The organism is Rubrivivax rivuli (genome assembly GCF_004016505.1).
In the GTDB taxonomy this organism is placed as follows: domain Bacteria; phylum Pseudomonadota; class Gammaproteobacteria; order Burkholderiales; family Burkholderiaceae_C; genus Rubrivivax; species Rubrivivax rivuli.
Genome location: NZ_SACR01000004.1, coordinates 1 through 20,006, shown reverse-complemented (window position 1 = coordinate 20,006; position 20,006 = coordinate 1). Strand labels below are relative to the sequence as shown.

Below are 20,006 nucleotides of genomic sequence, written 5' to 3'. Positions count from 1 at the left end.
GTCTTCTCCGCTCAGAAAAGGTACGTGAAACCGCCGTCGGCCACACCGACCTGCACACGCTCGATGGCCTGCCCTTCCATCATCCTTGTCAGGAACTCGCGGCTGATGTCCGGCAGCATCGTGTTGGTCAGGATCGCGTCGATCATCCGCCCCCCCGATTCGCTCTCGGTGCAGCGGCTCACGACGAGCTTGACGACGTCTTCGCCATACTCGAACGGAATCTTGTAGCGCGCTTCCACCCGTTTCTTGATGCGGTTGAGCTGCAGCTTCACGATCTTGCCCAGCATCTCGTCGGACAGCGGGTAGTACGGGATGGTGACCAGGCGCCCCAGCAGCGCGGGCGGGAAGATCTTCAGCAGGGGCTCGCGCAGCGCCTTGGCCATGCCCTCGGGGTCGGGCATCAGCTCGGGGTCTTTGCACAGGCTGGCGATCAGGTCGGTGCCGGCGTTGGTGGTCAACAGGATCAGCGTGTTCTTGAAGTCGATGAAGCGGCCTTCGCCGTCTTCCATGAAGCCCTTGTCGAAGACCTGGAAGAACATCTCGTGCACGTCGGGGTGGGCCTTTTCCACCTCGTCGAGCAGCACCACGCTGTAGGGCTTGCGGCGCACGGCTTCCGTCAGCACGCCGCCCTCGCCGTAACCCACATAGCCCGGGGGGGCGCCCTTGAGCGTGCTCACGGTGTGCGCTTCCTGGTACTCGCTCATGTTGATGGTGATGACGTTCTGCTCACCGCCATACATGGCCTCGGCCAGGGCCAGCGCCGTTTCGGTCTTGCCCACGCCCGAGGTACCCGCGAGCATGAACACGCCAATGGGCTTGCTCGGGTTGTCCAGGCCGGCGCGGCTGGTCTGGATGCGCTTGGCGATCATCTCCATCGCGTGGTCTTGGCCGATGACGCGCTGCGCCAGGTGGTCGGCGACCTTCAGGATGGTCTCGATCTCGTTGCGCGCCATGCGGCCCACGGGGATGCCCGTCCAGTCGCCCACCACGGCGGCCACGGCCTGGTAGTCGACGGTGGGCAGGATCAGCGGACTTTCGCCCTGCAGCGTGGCCAGCTTTTCCTGCACGGCGCGCAGCTGGGCCTGCAGGTCGGCACGCTCGCCGTCGGTCATGGGCGGGGTCACCGCCGCATTGGCTTCGGCCTCCAGGTTGCTGCCCGTGCCTTCAACCGGCTGGATGCCGGCGCGCAGCTTGGCGCGCAAGGCCAGCAGTTCGTCCACCAGCGTCTTCTCTTCGGCCCAGCGGGCGTCCAGCGCGGCCAGGCGCGCGCGCTCGGTCGCCAGCAGCTCGCTGGCTTCCACTTCGCGCTTGCCGATGTCCACACCGATGGCCTTCTCACGGCCGATGATCTGCAGCTCGGTCTCCAGCGCCTCGATGCGCTTGCGGCAATCGTCCACCTCGGCCGGCGTGGCGTGCAGGCTCACGGCCACGCGCGCGCAGGCGGTGTCGAGCAGGCTCACGCTCTTGTCGGGCAGCTGGCGCGCCGGGATGTAGCGGTGGCTCAGCTTCACGGCCGCCTCCAGCGCCTCGTCGAGGATCTGCACCTTGTGGTGCTTCTCCATCGTGCTGGCCACGCCGCGCATCATCAGGATGGCCTTGGGCTCGTCGGGCTCGTCGACCTGCACGGTCTGGAAGCGGCGGGTGAGCGCCGGGTCTTTCTCGATGTGCTTCTTGTACTCGGCGAAGGTGGTGGCACCGATGGTGCGCAGCGTGCCGCGCGCCAGGGCGGGCTTCAGCAGGTTGGCCGCGTCGCCCGTGCCGGCCGCGCCGCCGGCTCCCACCAGCGTGTGGGTCTCGTCGATGAAAAGGATGATGGGCTTGGCGCTGGCCTGCACTTCATCGATGACGCTGCGCAGGCGTTGTTCGAACTCGCCCTTCATGCTGGCACCGGCCTGCAGCAGGCCGACATCGAGCGCGCGCAGTTCCACCTCTTTCAGGCTCGGCGGCACGTCGCCGCGCGCGATGCGCTGCGCGAAGCCTTCCACCACGGCCGTCTTGCCGACACCGGCCTCGCCCACCAGGATGGGGTTGTTCTGGCGGCGGCGCATCAGGATGTCGACGACCTGGCGGATCTCGTCGTCGCGGCCGACGATGGGGTCCATCTTGCCGTCACGCGCCTGCGCGGTGAGGTCCACCGTGAACTTCTTCAGCGCCTCTTGCTTGCCCATGGCCGCGGGCGCGATGGCGCCACTGGCTTCACCCGGGGCCGCACCGCCCGCGCCACCGGAACCATCGCTGGCACCTTGCCCGTCTTCGGGGCTGCCGCCGATGATCTTGGCCAACTGGTCGGAGAGATCATCGACCTTGAGCTTCTCGAACTGCCGGCTGATGGCCACCAGCGCATTGCGCAGGTTCTTGGTCTTCAGCATGCCGATGAGCATGTAGCCGCTGCGCACGACGTTGTCGCCGTAGAGCAGCGTGCCATAGACCCAGCCGCGCTCGATGGCGTCGGCGATGTTCTCGGCGATGCCGCTGATGCTGGTGGCGCCGCGCGGCAGGCGGTCGAGCGCGGCCGTCAGGTCTTTGGCCAGGGCCGACATGTCGAGCTGCGTGTGCTTGATGACGCGATGCCAGTCGCTGTCTTGCGACTGCAGCAGTTGCGCCAGGAAGTGTTCCAGCTCCACGTAGGGGTTGCCGCGCAGCTTGCAGAACACCGTGGCGCCCTCCACCGCCTTGTACGTGGGTGCGTTGAGCTTGCCGAAGAGTGTGACGCGGTTGATCTCTGCCATGTTGCTTCCTTCTTGACGGGTACTGACGGGTGCTTTGGTTTCGAGCGGAAACGGCGCCAGCGCGGCCTCAAGGGCCGGCCAGGTTCGGAACGAGGTTGAGGGTAGGCGGCTGGCCTCGCGGCGGCGCGCCCAGCCAGGTGGTCCAGCCAAGGCGGCCTTGCAGCCCTGGGCGGCAAGGCGGGCGCTCTTCGGACCGCAACACGAGCCGAAGGTCCCAGCCAAATTCGTCGCCCACGTACTGGCGCACCAGCGCCCGCACTGCAGGCCATGCGCTGCCCACGGGCAAGAGCGCCTCGAAGGCCGGCAAGGACAAGGGCCCGATGTGGATGCGGAAGTGGTGCTGCCTGTCGAAGACCGCGCCCCCCAGCACCGCGCTGGCGCCCAGCTGCGAGGTGGACATGCGGCGTGAGGCGGCACGACGGCCGATGCGCGTGCGCTCGGCCGGCGGCAGGGGCATCCAGCGGCCTGTGAACTGCTCGATGCGCACCTTCATGCCCAGAAAGCCCCCCAGCAGTTGCGCCAGCCCGTCGGCGTTGCGCACCTGGCGCGACAACAGGCCAGCGAAGGCCAGGCGTGCGTGATCGGGGGCCGCGTCGCGGCCGCGCCATTCCGGCCCGCCGGTGCCCATCAGCGAGCCGATGTAGTCGGCGAAGCGGTCTTCTCCGGGCCGATCCATGCTGACGGCCGGCTGCGCCTGCGACCACGCGCGATAGAACAGCAGCAGCAGGCGGTGGTGGAACCAGTCCGCGAAACGACCAAAGGTCTCGTCGCCCTTGTGCATGCGGCGCTCGCGCGCGTAGGCCGTCAAGTGCAACGGCAGCGGACCGTTGGGGCCGAAGAGACCAAAGAAACGCACCTCGATACGCGGCTTGCCGCTGCGGTCGTTCAGGTCGACGCGCGACAGGCTGGAAGGCGCAAAAGAGAGGTCTGCCGCCTGCCCCAGGCGCACCGGCTCGTCGACAGGCCGCCGCGCCGTGCCCAGCCGGGGCTGACCGGGGTGCAGCGCGTCGATCAGGCGCAGGGTGTGGAAGAAATCGTGGCGGTGCGGCGCCTCGCTCAGGGCCTGCAAGGCCGCGGCACGGCGCTGCTGCAGCGCCTGCGCCGGCAGGCCCCCACCCGGCTCTGCGCCGGCGCCGGTGTCTTCGGGCCGGCTCATGCGATGGGCCGCAGCCCGCACTGGGGCTGCCCGACCAGGATGTCGCCGCGACCCGTGGAATGCAGGCGCAACTGGGTGAACCCGTTCATCGAGACGTGGCGCGCGACGAAACGCTCCAGCACGCAGCCCAGCAGGAAAGCACTGGCGCCTTCGAAGGAGAGGTCGTCCACCTCGATCTTCACCTCCACCCCCCGGCCGAAGGTGATGGGCCCCGGCATCGGCAGCCTGCGCACCACCTGCTGCATCCGCACGGAGCGCACACCGTCGATCTGTCGCTGGGCCCCGGCATCACCGCTCTGCGCGTAAAGGCGCAGGATCTGGCGCAACGCGGCGGCACCTTGCTCCGCGTCGCCGTCACTCAGCGACAGGTGGTTCAGCGAGAGCTGGTTGATGAGCTTCCAGGCCACGCTGCCTTCTCGCAAGGCCGACTGCGGGCGCGAAGGGCCCTTGATGACCGTGATGCTCTTGACCGGCGCCGTCTGCGTGAGTGTGAGGTCGCCCTTGGCACCACCCAGCGGCATGAGCACTGGCAGATCGCGGTTGGTGCACAAGGCGCGCACACCGAGTTGCCGCAGTTCGGCCGGGAAAGGCGTCTCGTGGGCGTCCACCAGCGACAGGTAGAGCTCGGTGCCGATGTAGGAAGTGCGGGGCCCTTCGCGCTGCTGCACCTGCGACATCAGCCTGGGCTCGCGCTGCACGGTGTAGTAGGCCTTGTGCTGGCGGTCTTCGGCGTGGAAGGCGTTGTAGAAGGGCAGGAAACGCCATTCGCTGTTGACCCCGGTGCCATAGCCGAGCACTTCCTGCACGCTGTGCACCTCGAAGTCCATGGGTCGCGTGCGGTCGGGCACAACGTGGAACTCGGCGCTGTCGGCGGAGACGTGGATGCGGTCGCACCGCTTGTCCAGCAGGTTGATGGCCGGCACGCAATGCAGCGCCAGGCTGCCGGCATCCACCGCCTGCAGCAGGGCGTTGTCGATGCGCGAGAACAGCAGCACGATGTCGACCTCGGTGCCCGCGTGAGCGCGCAGTGCCGGCCCGAGGTTGCGCAGATCGAAGAACAGGAAGCGCTGCGGAAAGGCGAAGTACTCCTGCAGCAGGCGGTAGCCCTGCAGGCCCTGCAGGGTCTCGGGCAGCAGGGCTTCGTCATCGGCATAGCCGACTGCTTCGACGATCTCGCCATCCAGCGCCTCATGCCACGCCGCCGGCCGGCGCGTGGGCAGCACCAGCACCCCCATCGTGTGGCCGCAGGCCAACTCGTGCAGGCGGTAGGCCACGTCGTCGATGCCGGCGCAGTGCAGGCGCAGGTCTTCCAGCGCCAACTGGGAGAAGTCGACGCCCGCCGTGGTGCGCAGGCGAAGGCGCAGGCCGGAGCGGTACTTTCGCCACTCAGGCACGGCAGCCATGGGCAGGTCGGCGGCGTGGGTGAAGTACTCCACCTGCGTCAGCTCGAGCGGCCACATCGTGAGTTCGCAAGCGGTTCGGAACTCGCAGGTGGTGGCACCGGCCTTGCCGGGCAGGCTGTTCATGGTGCTGCCGCGCGCCAGCTTCAAGCCGCCCGCGAGACTCGGGTCGCCCAGATCGGGCTGCATCTGCGCGATCAGCATCGACGGCGTGGGCGCCAGGAACTGCGGGTAGACGATCTCCAGCAGCCGCTGCGTGAACCGCGGGAACTCGGCATCCAGCTTCAGCTGGATGCGGCCGGCCAGGAAAGCGAAGCCTTCGAGCAGGCGCTCGACGTAGGGGTCGGTGACTTCCAGCGCTTCGACGCCCAGCCGCGAGGCGATCTTCGGAAACTGCTGCGCGAACTCACCGCCCATCTCGCGCAGGTGGCGCAGTTCCTCGTTGTAGTAGCGCAGCAGACGCGGGTCCATCGTGGGGGCTCAGCGGTTCAGTTCGCGCACGGCCACGCGGCCGGTCTCGAGGTCGATGTCGGTGTGCAGCAGCAATTCCAGGGGCACTGGCTGGGCCCAGAGCTGGCCCGAGATGCGGAAACCGATCTGGTTGTGATGGTCCATCTGCGCCTCAGAGAGAACGACCTCCACCGACAGAGACGCAGGCAGGATGCGGGGCTCGTGGTCCAGGATGGCCTGCTTGACACGCGCGGCGAGCACCAGGGGGTCGATCGTGCTCGCGGTCTGCCCCGAGAGGGGGGGCAAGCCGTAGTTCAGCACCGAGTTGCGGGCGTGGGGCGCTCGCGACCAGTCGATGAGACCGGGGGACGTTGCATTGAACAGCCACGCCAGGTCACGCAGAACGAGTTCACGCAGGCGCGCGCGGTTGATGACGCGCGATTCCGCCGACTCGGATTTCGCCTCGACATCGTCGTCGGTCAGACGGTCGAGCAGCGCGGGCTGCAGGCGATCTTGGACGCGCAGGGTGGACATGCCGGGCCAGGCGGCGAGGCCTTGCGACTCAGGCCGCCGCAGCTTCTGCGGAAGCCTCGTCGAGCGTCACGGTGCGGACGTCCATCAGACCCACTTCGGCCTGATCGGTGACCAGCAGGCGCTGCCCGAGGCCCACATACACGCCCGTGCCGTTGTCGCGCCAATCGGTGCGGCGAGAAAGCGCCAGCGCATCGCCGGCAGCCAAGGCGGTGTCGGGGTAGCGCGTCGGGATCAGACCCACCACTTCGCCGCCATTGGTGAACTGGAAGTGGGCAGGCATCCAGATCGCGTCGCGCAGGTCTTGCGGGGGATCGATCTCCACCTTGCTGAGGCGGCTCCAGGGCAGCCAGTAGTAGCGGCCGTTGATGACGGCCTCCACGGTAGGGCCGAGCCTTCCGTCGGCGTCAGCGATCCAGCTGAAGGGCTGGCCATCGATCTGACCGGATGTGGTGGGAGCCTGCTCCAGGGCCTGCTCACGCAGCTGGCGCGCTGCTTCGGGCTCATGGCGGCCCTCGCGCAACAGGGCTTCGATGAGCAGGGCGATCCAGGGCTCAGGCTCGCCGAAGAGCATCGGCACCTTCTGGCCCGCGAACACCTGCAGCCGCAAGGTTTCGCAGGCGATCGCCTCGCGGTAGGTTTGCACCATCGGCAAAGTGCTCGCATCGAGTTCGAAAGCCACGTTCAGCTGGTTCAAGGCCCGGTCCCAGTGGCCCAGGACGCACAGCAACTGGAACATGAACACGCGCAGCTTGGCGTCTTGCGGCTTAGCCCGCACTTGCTCGGTCAGCAACTTCAGCGCACGGGGGACGTCGCCTTCCTTCAGGGCCAGTTCGGCAGCACTCGGTTGGGCCATGCGGGCTCCAGTGGAAAAAGAGAAGGTGCCAGCAGCCCGGTCACTCCGGACCGGCCGTGCCCGTGAAGCTGGAGGTTCCCACCGCACCGCCGGTACTGGCCTGCGGCGTGTAATCGATGGTGATCGACTTGAAGGACAGGCTCAGGTGCTCCATCAGCACGGGGCTGCCGTCCTCCCCCATGGAGGAACTCACGTCGTAGGCGTTCACTCGCGCTCCGGTGAGCTTCAGCACGAAGTACACCAGGGACTGACCGGCACCACCCGACTTGCGCACCGCCAATTCAACGCTGGACAGCACGTCGTTGGTGTTCATCACCGACATGAGCGCCGTGGACGATTTGTCCACCCGCTTGACGACCTTCAGTTCGTGGAGCGACACGCGCCCAGTGCGCTGTCCGCTGGTGGTGGACGGGGCACTCATGCCCCATGACCAATCGACGATGTCGATCTGGTTGAGAAAGCTCTTGTCGTTGGCCTCGCCGACGATCGCACCGGTGCGCTGCCCGGTGGCCTTCAGGAACATGTCGGAACGAGCCATTTCACTCTCTCAGGGTCTGAGGGGTAGCCGGCGAGGGAGGCATGTGGCCACCCTCGCCGGACCCGTCTTCATTCAGAGCTTCAGGGCAGCGACTCGTCAGACGGAGTTCGCCGCGATGTCGTAAGTCATGGCCTTGGCGGTCTTGCTCACGACACCCTTCTCGTCCTGCTGGAAGTACTCGAACTTCACTTTGGCGAAGTTCAGCGTCACGTTCTCGGTCAGGCGGTCTTCACCGCCCGAGCCGCCCGTGCTGCACGCCACGACCATCACTTCTTCCATGGTGATGGTGACGTAGGGCTGCTGAGTCTTGCCGGCCTTGCGGACGGTCAGCACGGCCTTGGTGAAGTGCTCGCCAGTGGCGCAGGCGCCCAACAGCGCGTGCGACGAGGCATCGATGTACTTCGTGCAGTTGATGTCCTGGAAGTTGGCCTTGCCGCTGCCGCCGCCACCACCCATGTGCGTGGTGCCGGAGTTCGACACGCCCCAGCTCCAGGCCAGGATGTCGATGGCCTTCTTGGCCGACATTTCCTTGTCGGTGGTCTCCCCATCGATCGTCTCGATCTTGAGGTACATGTCTACAGCCATGGTGCTCTCCTATATGCCCGAAGACGGGCTGTTCACACTGCGATCAACGCCCGGCCATCCGGGCGCCCTCCGCTGCGCAGCCAGTGAAGGAAATGAAAGGTTGCCCGGGTTCCGTTCGCTCAGCCAGCCTTCGCCGAGGGGAGCTTCGAAACCAATCGCAAGGAAACCGTGAGGCCTTCCAGCTGGTAGTGCGGCCGCAGGAAGAACTTCGAGCTGTAGTAGCCCGGGTTGGCGGGGTCTTCTTCCACCACCACCTCGGCAGCAGCCAGCGGGTGGGTGGCCTTGTAGGCCTCGGAGGAACGCGCGGGGTCGCCGTCCACGTACTGCGCGATCCAGCCGCCCAGCCAACGCTCGACGTCGCTGCGCTCCTTGAACGAGCCGATCTTGTCGCGCACGATGCACTTCAGGTAGTGCGCAAAGCGGCAGGTGGCGAACAGGTAGGGCAGGCGTGCCGCCAGGTTGGCGTTGGCGGTGGCATCGGGGTCGTCGTACTCAGCCGGCTTGTGCAGGCTCTGCGCGCCAATGAAGGCCGCGAAGTCGCTGTTCTTGCGGTGCACCAGCGGCATGAAGCCGTTCTTAGCGAGTTCGGCCTCGCGGCGGTCTTCGATGGCGATCTCGGTGGGGCACTTCATGTCCACGCCGCCGTCATCGGTGGGGAAGCTGTGGGTCGGCAGGTTCTGCACGGCACCGCCGCTCTCGATGCCGCGGATGCGCGTGCACCAGCCGTATTCCTTGAAGGACCGGTTGATGTTCGTCGCCATGGCATAGGCCGCGTTGGCCCAGGTGTACTTGCCGTGGTCGGCCGAGCCCGTGTCTTCCTCGAAATTGAAGGCTTCCACCGGGTTGGTCTTGCTGCCGTAAGGCATGCGCGAGAGAAAGCGCGGCATGGCCAGGCCGATGTACTTGCTGTCTTCCGATTCACGCAAGGAGCGCCAGGCCGCGTACTCGGGCGTGGTGAAGATCTTGGTGAGGTCGCGCGGGTTGGCCAGCTCCTGCCAGCTGTCCATCTGCATCAGCGTGGGCGCGGCACCCGTGATGAAGGGCGCATGCGAGGCGGCTGCGATCTTGGCCATCTCGGCCAGCAGTTCCACGTCGGGGGCGCTCTGGTCGAAGTGGTAGTCACCCACCAGGCAACCAAAAGGCTCACCACCAAACTGGCTGAATTCTTCAGCGTAGATCTTCTTGAAGATCGGGCTCTGGTCCCAACTGGTGCCCTTGTAGCGCTTGAGCGTCTTGCCAAGCTCTTGCTTGGACACGTTCATGACGCGGATCTTCAACTGCTCGTCGGTCTCGGTGTTGTTCACCATGTAGTGCAGACCACGCCAGGCGCCTTCGAGCTTCTGGAAGTCTTCGTGGTGCAGGATCAGGTTGATCTGGTCCGACAGCTTCTTGTCAATCGCCGCGATCATGGCCTCGATGGAGGCGACGACATCGCTGCCGATCAACTGCGTCTGCGCCAGGGCCTGCTGGGCCAGGGTCTGCACGGCCTGCTCGACCGCGCTCTTGGCGTCGTCCGACTTGGGCTTGAACTCTTTCTGCAGCAGTGACGCCAGGTCACTGCCTTCCATCGTCACGCCCGCCAGGGCTGCTGAGGCTTGGGTTTCGGCCATGAATGGCTCCTCGTCAACGTTTGGAGTTATGGGTGGGCGCGGGCTCAGGCGTCTGCAGGCTTGGCCGAGGTGGCCAGGGCGCCTAGCAAGGCCGGGTCGTTCATCAGCTTGCCGATCAGTTCTTCAGCGCCGCCCTTGCCATCCATGTAGGTGACAAGGTTCTGCAGTTGCTGGCGGGCTTCGAGCAGCTTGTTCAGCGAGTCGACCTTGCGCGCCACGGCGTCGGGCGAAAAATCGTCCATGCTCTCGAAGGTGATGTCGACGCTGAGGTTGCCCTCGCCCGTCAGGGCGTTGGGGACCGGAAAGGCCACCCGCGGCTTCATGGCTTTCATGCGGGCGTCGAAATTGTCGACATCCACTTCGAGGAACTTGCGATCCGCCACAGGCGCCAGCGGATCGGCAGGCTTGCCCGACAGGTCGGCCAGCACACCCATGACGAACGGGAGTTGCACCTTCTTCTCGGCCCCGTAGACCTCGACGTCGTATTCGATCTGGACCCGCGGTGCGCGGTTGCGGGCGATGAATTTCTGGCTGCTGCTCATCAAGAGGCTCCTGTGCGGCGGGGGGGTAGGACAAAAGACCCGCAGGTTTTCTTCTATGTGGCTTCGTTCGTCAAGTGGGCGCGTCGGGGTCTTCCACAGAATCAGGGTCGACACCGACCACGCGCGCGACTTCCGCCAACGCGTCGGGCGCGAGCACCTTCATCAACTGCAGGAAGTTGTGGCTCACGAGCTGCCGCGCTCGGCGCAGGAACAGCGGCGCCGGGTTGGTGGGTTCGGCTCGCTCGAGGTAGGCGATGACGAGGTCGATGGCGCGCATGGCCTCCTCTCGCGAGGTGACGCTGCCTGAAAGGCCGCGCCCACCCGCACGGGCACCACCACCGCCACCCCCGCCGTCAGCTTCGCCCTCGCCTTCGTCGCCACCCTCGAAGGCCTCGGCCTCGGCGGGGAGAAGACCGGCAGCGCCATTGATCAGCGCATAGACCGGACGCAGATCGGGCGCATCGCTGCCCAGGCGATCGTTCACCAGCGCGATGCACTGCCGAACGAGATCCACCGCCTCCTGCAGGCAGGGCCGCAGGCTGGGTGTCTTCTCCAAGGCAGCGCTCAGCATGCGCGCCACCTGGTCCTTGCTCATTTCGCTGTGACCAGGACTGACCGCCGCCAGGCCGAGCGCGGCCTCGATGTCACGCATGAGCAGCAGGCCGATGGACCGGTCTTCGACCACGCGCGCATCACGCACCGCGCCGAGCAGGCCGGCCGACTCACGCAGCAAGGTCAGCGCGTTGACGCGGCCATACGGGTCACCGTCGTCAGGGTCGGGCATGGGATGCACGTGATCCCAATGGTTCTCGACCAGGCCGTTGATCAGGCTCATCACCGGCCGCAGGGCCGCGAAACCGCGCAGGTTCAAGACGCTGCGCCCCCATTCGATCGCCACGCGCAGGTCGCGAGTGCGCTCCATCAGGCCCGCGGCTACCTCTTCGGCCTTGCGCCAGTCTGGGGGTTCGGCAGGGCCGAACTGCGATTCGGGTTTCCCCGCAACAGCCTGCGAGAGCGCCAGGAAGTCGTTGTCGTATTCCAGATCGGGGCCACACGGGGCCTCGTCGTCGGACAGGGGCTGCAGCCATGCGGCCACGCTGGCCTGGAGGTCTTCGATGTCGCTCATCTTCGTCGGGGATGCTGGCGTGCAAGGGCGGACGCCAATCCGAACGGCGCCCGACAGCGCGAAGCCCGGGGCCCTGAGTGTGGCGTGAAGCGCGCTCGCTGCAAACCCCTAGCAAGCCCGGAGGAACCAGCGGCTTCAATTCAATACAGAGCGGGCAGCGGGGTGCATGACGTGATCTTGCGACCAAAACGACCCGCCCCCGTCCCCAGACCGGGGGAGCCGATGCGATGGCATGCACGCAGGCCGCGCGTTAGCATCCGCCGCCTCTGGTGGAGCACAGGAAACGAGGCCGCGATGGGGATCCACAAAGGCAGCCGCGGGCTCGGCGCAGGGTTGCAGACGCCCTCGACGCGAGCCTTGCAAGGCATGCAGGCCGTCTCCCCCCCAGCCAAGGCCGAGCGGGGGCGCATCCATCGGCGCATCCTGCTCGCGCTGTTCTCGGCCCTCAGCATGGGCATGGCCGGCACCAGCTGGGCCCAGACCCCGGCGCCCGCTGCACCGACGGCACCGGTGCGCACGCCGAGCATCGTTCCGCCCAGCTCAGAGCTGGCCCCCCCCGTTGCCCCGCCCGCGAACCAGGCCACCCTGCCCGCCAACCCCACCCCGCCGCGCGAACTGGGCAAGCCTGACGACGACCTGCGACTCGACGTCGCCGCCTACAGCGTCGACGAGACAGCACCCGCGGAATTGCGCGCTGCGCTGCCGCGGCTGACCGCCTCCTTCATCGGCAAGCAGCGCAGCTTCGAAGATCTCGTGAACGCCGCAGCAGAGGTCACCCGCTTCCTGCAGCGGGACCTGGGCTACTACCTGGGCTACGCCTACATCCCCGAGCAATCGCCGCAAGGTGCGCCGGGGGGCAGCACCATCCGCATCGCCGTGCTCGAGGGTCGGCTCGACCGCGTGGTCCTGAACTGGCGCAGCGGCATCGCCGTCGACCGCGAGGTGGTCGAGGCCTACCTGGCGCGCCTGAAGCCCGGTTCGGTGCTCAAGGTACGTGACGTCGAGCGCGTGGTGTTTCTCGTCAACGACTTGCGCGGCATGACCGCCCGCTTCGAGGTGCGGGCCGGGTCGGTGCCCGGCACGGCCACGCTGGTGGTGACGCCCAGCCCCGAGAAGGTCTACACGGGCAAGATCGATCTCGATGCCAACGGCGCCAAGGCGCTCGGCGAGTTCCGTCTCGGTGGGCTGGCGCAGATGAACAGCCCATTCGGGCGCGGCGACGGCATCACCGGCAACGTGCTGGTCAGCACCACCGGCGGCCTGGGGTTCGCACTGCTGGGCTACAACACCCCCATCGGCAGCGACGGCTTCAAGGCCGGTGTTTCCCTGTCGGCGGTGCGCTACCAGCTCGACAAGGATGCCTTCCCGCTCGACCTGAACGGCACGGCGTCCACCTTCAACGCCTTCGCCTTGTACCCGGTCGTGCGTTCGCGCAACCTCAACCTCTTCACCTTGGCCTCGCTGGAGCACAAGGCCTACACCGACCGCCAGGGTCAGGTGGGCGGGCAGGCGCGCAAGACCGTGGACGCGATCGGCCTGGGCCTCACCGGCGACTTCCGCGACAGCCTGCTCGGGGGCGCCGTCAACACCTTCGAACTCAACCTGAGCAGCGGCCAGCTCAAGTACCCCGAAGGCCGCAACCCGGCGCTGGACGATGACGACCGCTACACCAAGCTGACCTACGGCGCGTCGCGCCTGCAGGACTGGATCACCGGGCGCGCGCTGGTCTACCTGAACGTGCGCGGCCAGTACGCCGCCAACAACCTCGACACGACCGAGCAGTTCCGCCTGGGCGGGCCCGATGGCGTGCGCGCCTTCTCCACGGGCGAAGGCACCGGCGACATCGGCGTCGTCACCAGCCTGGAACTGCGGCTGCTGCCGCCCGAAAGCTGGTTCGGCCGCACGGCGCGTGAGATGGTCTTCAGCCTCTTCGTCGACGGCGGCTACGTGCAGTACCGGTACCGCCAGCGCGTGGTGACGGAGACCAACGTGGCGAAGAACAGCGGCGTCTTCAGCGGCGTCGGCTTCGGCCTGAGCTGGGTGCGCCCGGCCGGCTACGCCTTGCGCTTCTCGGTGGCGCAGCCCACCGGTGGCAGCACGCGCAGCGGTGAAAAGATCGACAAGTTGCGGGCCTATGTGCAGGCCACCATGCTCTTCAACTGAGCGCAAGCCCAGGCCCAACCTTCAAGGCCCACCGATGAGCGTCGTCCGCCTGCAGACCCTTGCTTCAGCCCGTCAACAGCAGCCCGTGCACGGGTCGGTGGCGCGCCGCCTGCCGGGTCGACACGCGCTCCGCCCGGTCAGCCTGGCCGTGTGCCTGCTGGGAGCCTCGCCGCTGGGTTTCGCGCTGCCAGAAGGCGCCACGCCCACCCACGGCCAGGTGACCGTGCAGACGCCGGCCGCCGGGCAGATGCTGATTCACCAGAGCACGGCCCGCGCTGGGCTCGACTGGACCAGCTTCTCCATCGCCGCCGGTGAGCGTGTGCAGGTGGTGCAACCCGACCGCAGTTCGGTGCTGCTGAACCGCGTGCTGGGTGACAACCCTTCGCAGATCTACGGCGCGCTGCAAAGCAACGGCAGCGTGTGGCTGATCAACCCGCGCGGCATCGTCTTCGGCGCCAACTCGCGCGTGGACGTGGGCGGCCTCGTGGCCAGCACGCTGACATTGAGCGAAGACGCGCTGTCTTCGGGCCGCCTGCAGCTGGGCATGGGCGCCGGCGGCGCCGGCGAACTGCGCAGCGAAGGCCAGATCACCGCCATCGACGGCACGGTGGCGCTCGTGGCGCCGAGGCTCTTCCACACGGGGCAGATCGAAGCCCGCCGCGTGGCCCTGGCCGCCGCCAGCGAAGTGCTGGTCGACGTGGAAGGCGACGGCCTCGTCTTCTTCAACGTCAGGAACGACGCCCTCGACACGCGTCTTGAGGTGCTGGGCGGCGTGCGCGCCGACGGTGGCAGCGCCGAGTTCCGTGCCGCGGCCCGGGCCGGCTTTGCCGATACGGTGCTCAACCTCGACGGCGTGGTGCAGGCACGCTCGCTGGGTGCCTTGATGGGGCGCGTGGTCGTCGACGGCGGTGCCTCGGGTGTCACCCGCATCGGTGGCACGGTCGATGCCACCGGCAGCCAGGGCCGAGGCGGCGACGTGCTCGTGCAGGGCGACAAGATCCTGCTCACGGACAGTGCGCGCCTGGATACCTCGGGTGAAGCAGGCGGCGGCCGCCTGCGGGTGGGCGGCGGCTTCCAGGGGCGCGACGACAGCGTGCGCAACGCCTCGATGGTGAACGTGGCGCGTGGCGCGCGGCTCTCGGCCAACGCCCTGCAGCAAGGCGATGGCGGCGAACTCATCGTGTGGTCGGACGATGCCACGCGCTTCTTCGGCGCGGCCGACGCGCGCGGTGGCCTCACAGGCGGCAACGGCGGCCTGGTGGAAGTCTCGGGTAAGCACCACCTCGACTTCCGCGGCAGCTCCGACCGCAGTGCGCCGCTGGGCCTGACAGGCCTGCTGCTGCTGGACCCGACCAACCTCGAGATCGCGGCCGACAGCCCTGACATCGACGGCAGCGCCAGCCCAGCCACCAACGATCTCACGGCCCTCAGTCTGTTGTTTGCCGCCCCGGGGGACAACAGCCGGATCACCGCCACGGCGGTACAGACGCAGCTGGGCCTGGGCAACGTGGTGCTGCAGGCCAACCAGAACATCAGCGTCAACGCGCCCATCACTGCGGCAGGCGCCAACAGCCTGACGCTGCAGGCGGGCAACAACATCACCGTCGGCCAGCCCATCACGCTCGGTGGCGCGCTCACGCTTTCGGCCAGCGACGCCGGGGCCACTGGCGGCACCACCACGGGCGCGGTGGCTGTGAATGCCGCGATCAACGTCACCGGCACCCTCACGCTCACGCGTGTCGGCACGGGGGTGCACACGGTGGCGGGCAACCTCACCGCAGGAAGCCTGGCGCTCACCGGGGCGCTCGATGTCAATGGCGCCAGCACGTGGGCCCTGGGCGCAGCGCTGGGCACTTCCGCCGTGGCGGTGAAGCCCACGGGTTCGCTCACCATCCCCGCCACGACGCTGGCGGCGGGGGCGGTGGTGTCGGTGGAAGCCGGTGGCACGCTCACGAACAACGGCGCCAACACGGTGAGTTCGCTGGCGCTGGCGGGCACGTTGGCCGGCAACACGGTGCTCAGCACCGGCAGCGCGGCGCTCGCTGGGGGCAGCACGGTCAGCACCGCGCTCACCGCCAGCGGCGATGTCACCGTGGCCGGCCCGGGTACCAGCACGGTGCTGGCCGCGGTGACCGCCGACAACATCCTCGTCAACAGCGGCACCTTGCTGGTGGGCAACGGCGGCGCTGCCGGCAGCCTGACGGCCACGACCAGCGTGGCCGTGGCCAACGCGGCCACACTGGCCTTCAACCGCAGCGGCAGCACCGATCTCGGCGCAGTGGGCGGCTCGGGCACGGTGCGGGTGGACGGCGGCACCTTGCGGCTGACCGCCACGCTGCCCAGCGTCTCCAACGTGAACGTGCTGAACGGCGCCACGCTGCAGTACGCCAACGGCGCGGTCAACCGCATCAACACCAGCGCCACCCTGAGCGTCGCCACGGGCGGCACGCTGACGCTGGGCGATGCCAACCAGGAGGTGGGCACGCTCACGCTCGGCGGCACCCTCACCGCCTCGGCGCAGACGCTCAAGGCGGGCACCTACAACCTGCAGGCGGGCGCCACGGTCAATGCCCCGCTCGACGCGGGCACCTTGATCGTCCAGGGCAATGCCACGCTGAACGCGGCCAGCGCCGCCGGAACCATCACGGTGCAAGGCGGCGCCACCCTCACGCGCGGCGCCACGGGCGATCTGGCGGCCGGGGCCGATGTCACCGTCAATGCGGGCGGCAGCCTCTCACTGGCGGCCAACGATGCCGTCAACAGCCTCGCGCTCGCCGGCACGCTCACAGGCGCCGGCACGCTCACCACCAGCAGCGCGACGCTCACGGCGGGCACGGTGGACGCAGCGCTCACCGTCACCGGCAACATCGTCAGCACCGGCGCCTCGGTGCTGCAGGCCGCGGTGTCGGCCGTGGATGTCGACATCAACTCGGGCAGCCTCACGATCGGCAACGGCGGCGCAGCCGGCGCACTCACGCCCAGCGGCAACCTGACCGTGGCCGCCGGCGCCACGCTGGCCATCAACCGCACGGGTGCGGTGAGCCTCGGCACGGTGGCGGGCGCGGGCAGCGTGCAGGTCAGCCTGGGCACGGTCACACTGGACGGCACGCTGCCGAACGTTGCCTCGGTGGCGGTCAACGGCGGCAGCCTCACCCTGGCCGACAACCTGGCCACGCGCATCAACAACGGCGCCAACCTGAGCCTCGCCGCCGGCACCACGCTGACGCTGGGCAACAGCGCGGAGACCATCAACGACCTCACGCTCACTGGTGCCACGGTGACGGGCAACGGCGCGCTGACGGTGGCGGGCAATCTGCTGAGCAGCGGCAACTCGCTGCTGACAACGACCGTCAACGTCACCGGCACCAGTGGCGTGGCCACGGGGGGCGTGCTGACGGTGGGCAGCGGCACCACCGGCAACTTCGCGCCCACCGGCACCGTCACGCTCACCGGCACGGGCGCGCTGGCCTACAACGGCACCGGGCCCTTCGCGCTGGGCACCGTGGCCGGCACCGGCAGCATCGGCGTCAGCAGCGGCGCCTTGACGATCAACGGCAATGCCGCCAGCCTCAGCGCCCTGAACGCCACCGGCGGCAGCATCGCGCTGGCCGGCGGCGCGGCGCAACTGGGCTCGGGTCTGGCCCTCAGTGTGTCCAACGGCGCCAGCTTCACACTGGGCAACAACGCCGAGGCGGTGAACACGCTCACGCTCGGCGGCACGCTGGGCAGCGCCACGGGGGTCTTGACGGCCACCACCTACACGCTGAACGCAGGGGCGCAGGTCAACGGTGGCCTGGGCACCGGCAGCATCGACGTGCAGGGCAACGCGACGATCGACAGCACGGTCAACGCCACCAGCGTGTCGGTGGCAGCAGGGCGCACCTTGCAACTGGGCAGCAATGCCAATCTCGCGGCCGGCGCCACCGTGGCGGTACCCGCCACCGCCACGCTGAACCTGGGCGCCAGCAGCGACACCGTGCAGGTGCTGAACCTGGGGGGCACGCTCACGGGCGGCGCCACCCGCACGCTGAACGCCACCACCCACAACCTGCAAGGCGGCGCCGTGGTCAACGCCCGCCTCGGCGGCACCACCGTCAACGTGGCGGGGCCGGGCACGGTGACGCTGCAGCAGGCGCTCAACGGGATCGGCGGCATCAACGTCAACAGCGGCACCCTGGCGCTGGATGCCAACGGCCTGCTGCCGACGGCTTCCACGCTCACCGTGGCCAGCGGGGCCACCCTGTCCATGGGTGGCACGGCCAGTGTCGACACCCTGGCACTGCGCGGCACGGTCAGCGGTGCCAACGCCCTGAGCGTGCAGACCTTCAACGCCACGCAGAGCGGCAGCACGCCCCGCATCGAGACCACGGTCAACGTCGCGAACAACGCCACTGTGGCCAACGGTGTCACGCTCACGCTTGGCGGCAGCGGTCCGGCCGGCGGCGCCATGCCGGTGAGCGGCACGCTCACGCTCGGCGGCACGCTGGTGATCGACCGCGACACCGACGTGCTGGCCTCTGCCCTGCTGGGCGGCGGCAACAACATCGGCGACGCCGGTTCGGGTGCCCGCACGCTGCGCCAGGCGGGCAGCGGGGTCTTCACGCTGGACAAGAACATCGCGGGCCTGCGCGTGCTGGAGAGCGCCGGCAGCGGCAGCCTCACGCTCACCGCAGGCAGCGTGCTGAGCGACCAGACCACCATCAACGTCAACAGCGGCGGGCTGTTCACGATGGGCGCGGCCGGGCACACCGTGACCACGCTGAACCTCAGCGGCACCCTGGCCGGTAGCGGCACGCTCACGGCCAATGCCGCCAACATCCCGGCCAGCGCCACGGCCACGCTCAACGGCAGCCTCAACGCGCCAGTGAGCATCGCCTCGAGCGCGCAGCTCACCCTGGGTGCGTCCGGTGCCATCGCCGATGCCCGCGACGTCACCGTGGCCAGCGGCGCCACGCTGGTGCTGGCACGCAGCGAGACCATCGACCAGCTGAACCTTGCGGGCACGCTGCAGGGCAACTTCACGCTCACGGCCACCACCGGCACGACGATGTCGGCGGGCACCATCGCGCTCGGCAGCACCCTGGCAGGCGGGCAGTTGCTCGTGACCGGCGACGCCACGCTGAACGGCCGCGCCGAAACCAGTTCGGTGCGCATCAACAGCCCGGCCACGCTCACGCTGGGCAACACCGCCGATCGGCTGATCGACACCATGTCGGTCAACATCCGCAACGGGGGCACGCTCTCGCTGCCGCAGGACGAGGTGGTGGCCAGCAAGACCGGCAGCGGCACCGTCGCCGGGCCGGGTCGGCTGATCACGGGCGTGCTGGTGCTCGAAGACGGGGACGTGCAGGGCACCACCAACGAATCGCCGGCCTCGCTGATCACCAACGGCGCGGTGCGCATCACCGGCAACGTGACCATCACGTCCACCGTGGACGTGCAGAGCGGCGTGCTGACGGTCGGATCGGTCAACGGCGACAACGGCAGCCTGAGCGCCGGCGGCACGATCACCGTGCAGGGCGGCGCGGTGCTGTCCTACAACCGAGACAACGTCGCCAGCGTCACGCTGGCCGGCAACTACGCGGGCGCCGGCACCTTGCGCAACACGAACAGCGCCGCGCTGAACATCACCGGCAGCATGGCCCTGGACAACCTCGAGCTCACCGGCGGCAACGTCACGGTGGCCTCGGGCGCCGCCGGTCTGGGCACGAACACGGCCGTGAACGTGGCCGCATCGCGCACGCTGACCATCGACAACACCGAAAGCATTGCCAGCCTCACGCTGAACGGCACGCTCAACGGCAGCGGTTCGTTGACGGCGAACAGCTACACATTGAACGCCGGCGCGCTCGTGCAGGCGGCGCTGGGCGCGGGCCCGATGACCGTGAACGGCGCCGCCACGCTGGCCGCCGCCAAGGGCGGGGGCACCCTCACGGTGGCGGGCACGGGCAGCCTCGGCATCACGGGCGGCCCGCGTCTGGCCGCGGGGGCCGACGTCGTCATCGTCACGGGCGGCACGCTCACGCTGGGTGCCGACGAATCGGTCAACAGCCTGAGCGCCGGGGGCACGCTGGCCGGCAGCGGCTTGACGCTGACCAGCGCCACGCCCATCACCCTGAGCAGCGGCGGCGTGCTCTCCGCCAACGTCAGCGCCAACACGCTCAACGTCACCGGCAACAGCACGCTCAACGGCAGCGCCACCGTCACCACGCTGGCGGTCAACAACGGCACGCTCACGCTGGCCGCAACGAACGACCGCATCGCCGACACCGCCAACGTCAGCGTGGCCGCCGGCGCGGTGCTGGCCCCGGCCGTCAACG

12 protein-coding genes are annotated in these 20,006 nt (G+C 68.4%); 2 read left to right on the top strand and 10 right to left on the bottom strand.

From position 1 onward, the window contains the following. Positions 1-11: 11 nt before the first annotated feature. The 10 genes from tssH to tssA form a co-directional block, all read right to left on the bottom strand. On the bottom strand, positions 12-2,729 hold the full coding sequence (tssH, locus tag EOE66_RS12455; protein WP_128229039.1) for a type VI secretion system ATPase TssH: 2,718 nt from the start codon (positions 2,727-2,729) through the stop codon (positions 12-14). A 67-nt stretch (positions 2,730-2,796) separates the two neighbouring features. After that, a complete protein-coding gene (gene tssG, locus EOE66_RS12450) occupies positions 2,797-3,885 on the bottom strand; it encodes a type VI secretion system baseplate subunit TssG (protein WP_128229038.1) in 1,089 nt (362 codons plus the stop codon). After that, positions 3,882-5,756 (bottom strand): type VI secretion system baseplate subunit TssF, encoded by a 1,875-nt coding sequence (gene tssF, locus EOE66_RS12445; RefSeq protein WP_128229037.1) that lies wholly within the window; start codon positions 5,754-5,756, stop codon positions 3,882-3,884. The genes tssG and tssF overlap by 4 nt, the downstream gene beginning before the upstream one ends. Before the next feature lie 9 nt (positions 5,757-5,765). Next, the gene (gene tssE, locus EOE66_RS12440; RefSeq protein ID WP_128229036.1) at positions 5,766-6,269 is read right to left on the bottom strand and encodes a type VI secretion system baseplate subunit TssE; all 504 of its coding nucleotides are present in this window, start codon (positions 6,267-6,269) and stop codon (positions 5,766-5,768) included. 28 nt (positions 6,270-6,297) lie between these two features. Further along, the gene (locus EOE66_RS12435; protein ID WP_128229035.1) at positions 6,298-7,122 is read right to left on the bottom strand and encodes a type VI secretion system accessory protein TagJ; all 825 of its coding nucleotides are present in this window, start codon (positions 7,120-7,122) and stop codon (positions 6,298-6,300) included. Between the two features lie 40 nt (positions 7,123-7,162). Further along, on the bottom strand, positions 7,163-7,660 hold the full coding sequence (locus EOE66_RS12430; RefSeq protein ID WP_128229034.1) for an Hcp family type VI secretion system effector: 498 nt from the start codon (positions 7,658-7,660) through the stop codon (positions 7,163-7,165). A gap of 96 nt (positions 7,661-7,756) precedes the next feature. Next, positions 7,757-8,245 carry an Hcp family type VI secretion system effector gene (locus EOE66_RS12425; protein WP_128229033.1) on the bottom strand — a complete coding sequence of 163 codons (489 nt, stop codon included), beginning with the start codon at positions 8,243-8,245 and terminating at the stop codon, positions 7,757-7,759. 119 nt (positions 8,246-8,364) lie between these two features. Next, positions 8,365-9,855: a type VI secretion system contractile sheath large subunit gene (tssC, locus tag EOE66_RS12420; RefSeq protein WP_128229032.1), complete on the bottom strand. Its 1,491-nt coding sequence runs from the start codon at positions 9,853-9,855 to the stop codon at positions 8,365-8,367. A 44-nt stretch (positions 9,856-9,899) separates the two neighbouring features. Further along, positions 9,900-10,400 (bottom strand): type VI secretion system contractile sheath small subunit, encoded by a 501-nt coding sequence (tssB, locus tag EOE66_RS12415; protein ID WP_210214356.1) that lies wholly within the window; start codon positions 10,398-10,400, stop codon positions 9,900-9,902. A gap of 67 nt (positions 10,401-10,467) precedes the next feature. Continuing rightward, on the bottom strand, positions 10,468-11,523 hold the full coding sequence (tssA, locus tag EOE66_RS12410) for a type VI secretion system protein TssA (RefSeq protein WP_128229031.1): 1,056 nt from the start codon (positions 11,521-11,523) through the stop codon (positions 10,468-10,470). A gap of 366 nt (positions 11,524-11,889) precedes the next feature. Between tssA and EOE66_RS12405 the strand changes: the two genes are divergently transcribed. Both EOE66_RS12405 and EOE66_RS12400 read left to right on the top strand, forming a co-directional pair. Continuing rightward, entirely contained in the window at positions 11,890-13,686 is a 1,797-nt protein-coding gene (locus EOE66_RS12405; RefSeq protein WP_128229030.1) for a ShlB/FhaC/HecB family hemolysin secretion/activation protein, read from the top strand. 34 nt (positions 13,687-13,720) lie between these two features. Beyond that, positions 13,721-20,006, top strand: a 6,286-nt coding sequence (locus tag EOE66_RS12400; RefSeq protein WP_164885085.1) for a two-partner secretion domain-containing protein, incomplete at its 3' end; no start/stop codon positions are given.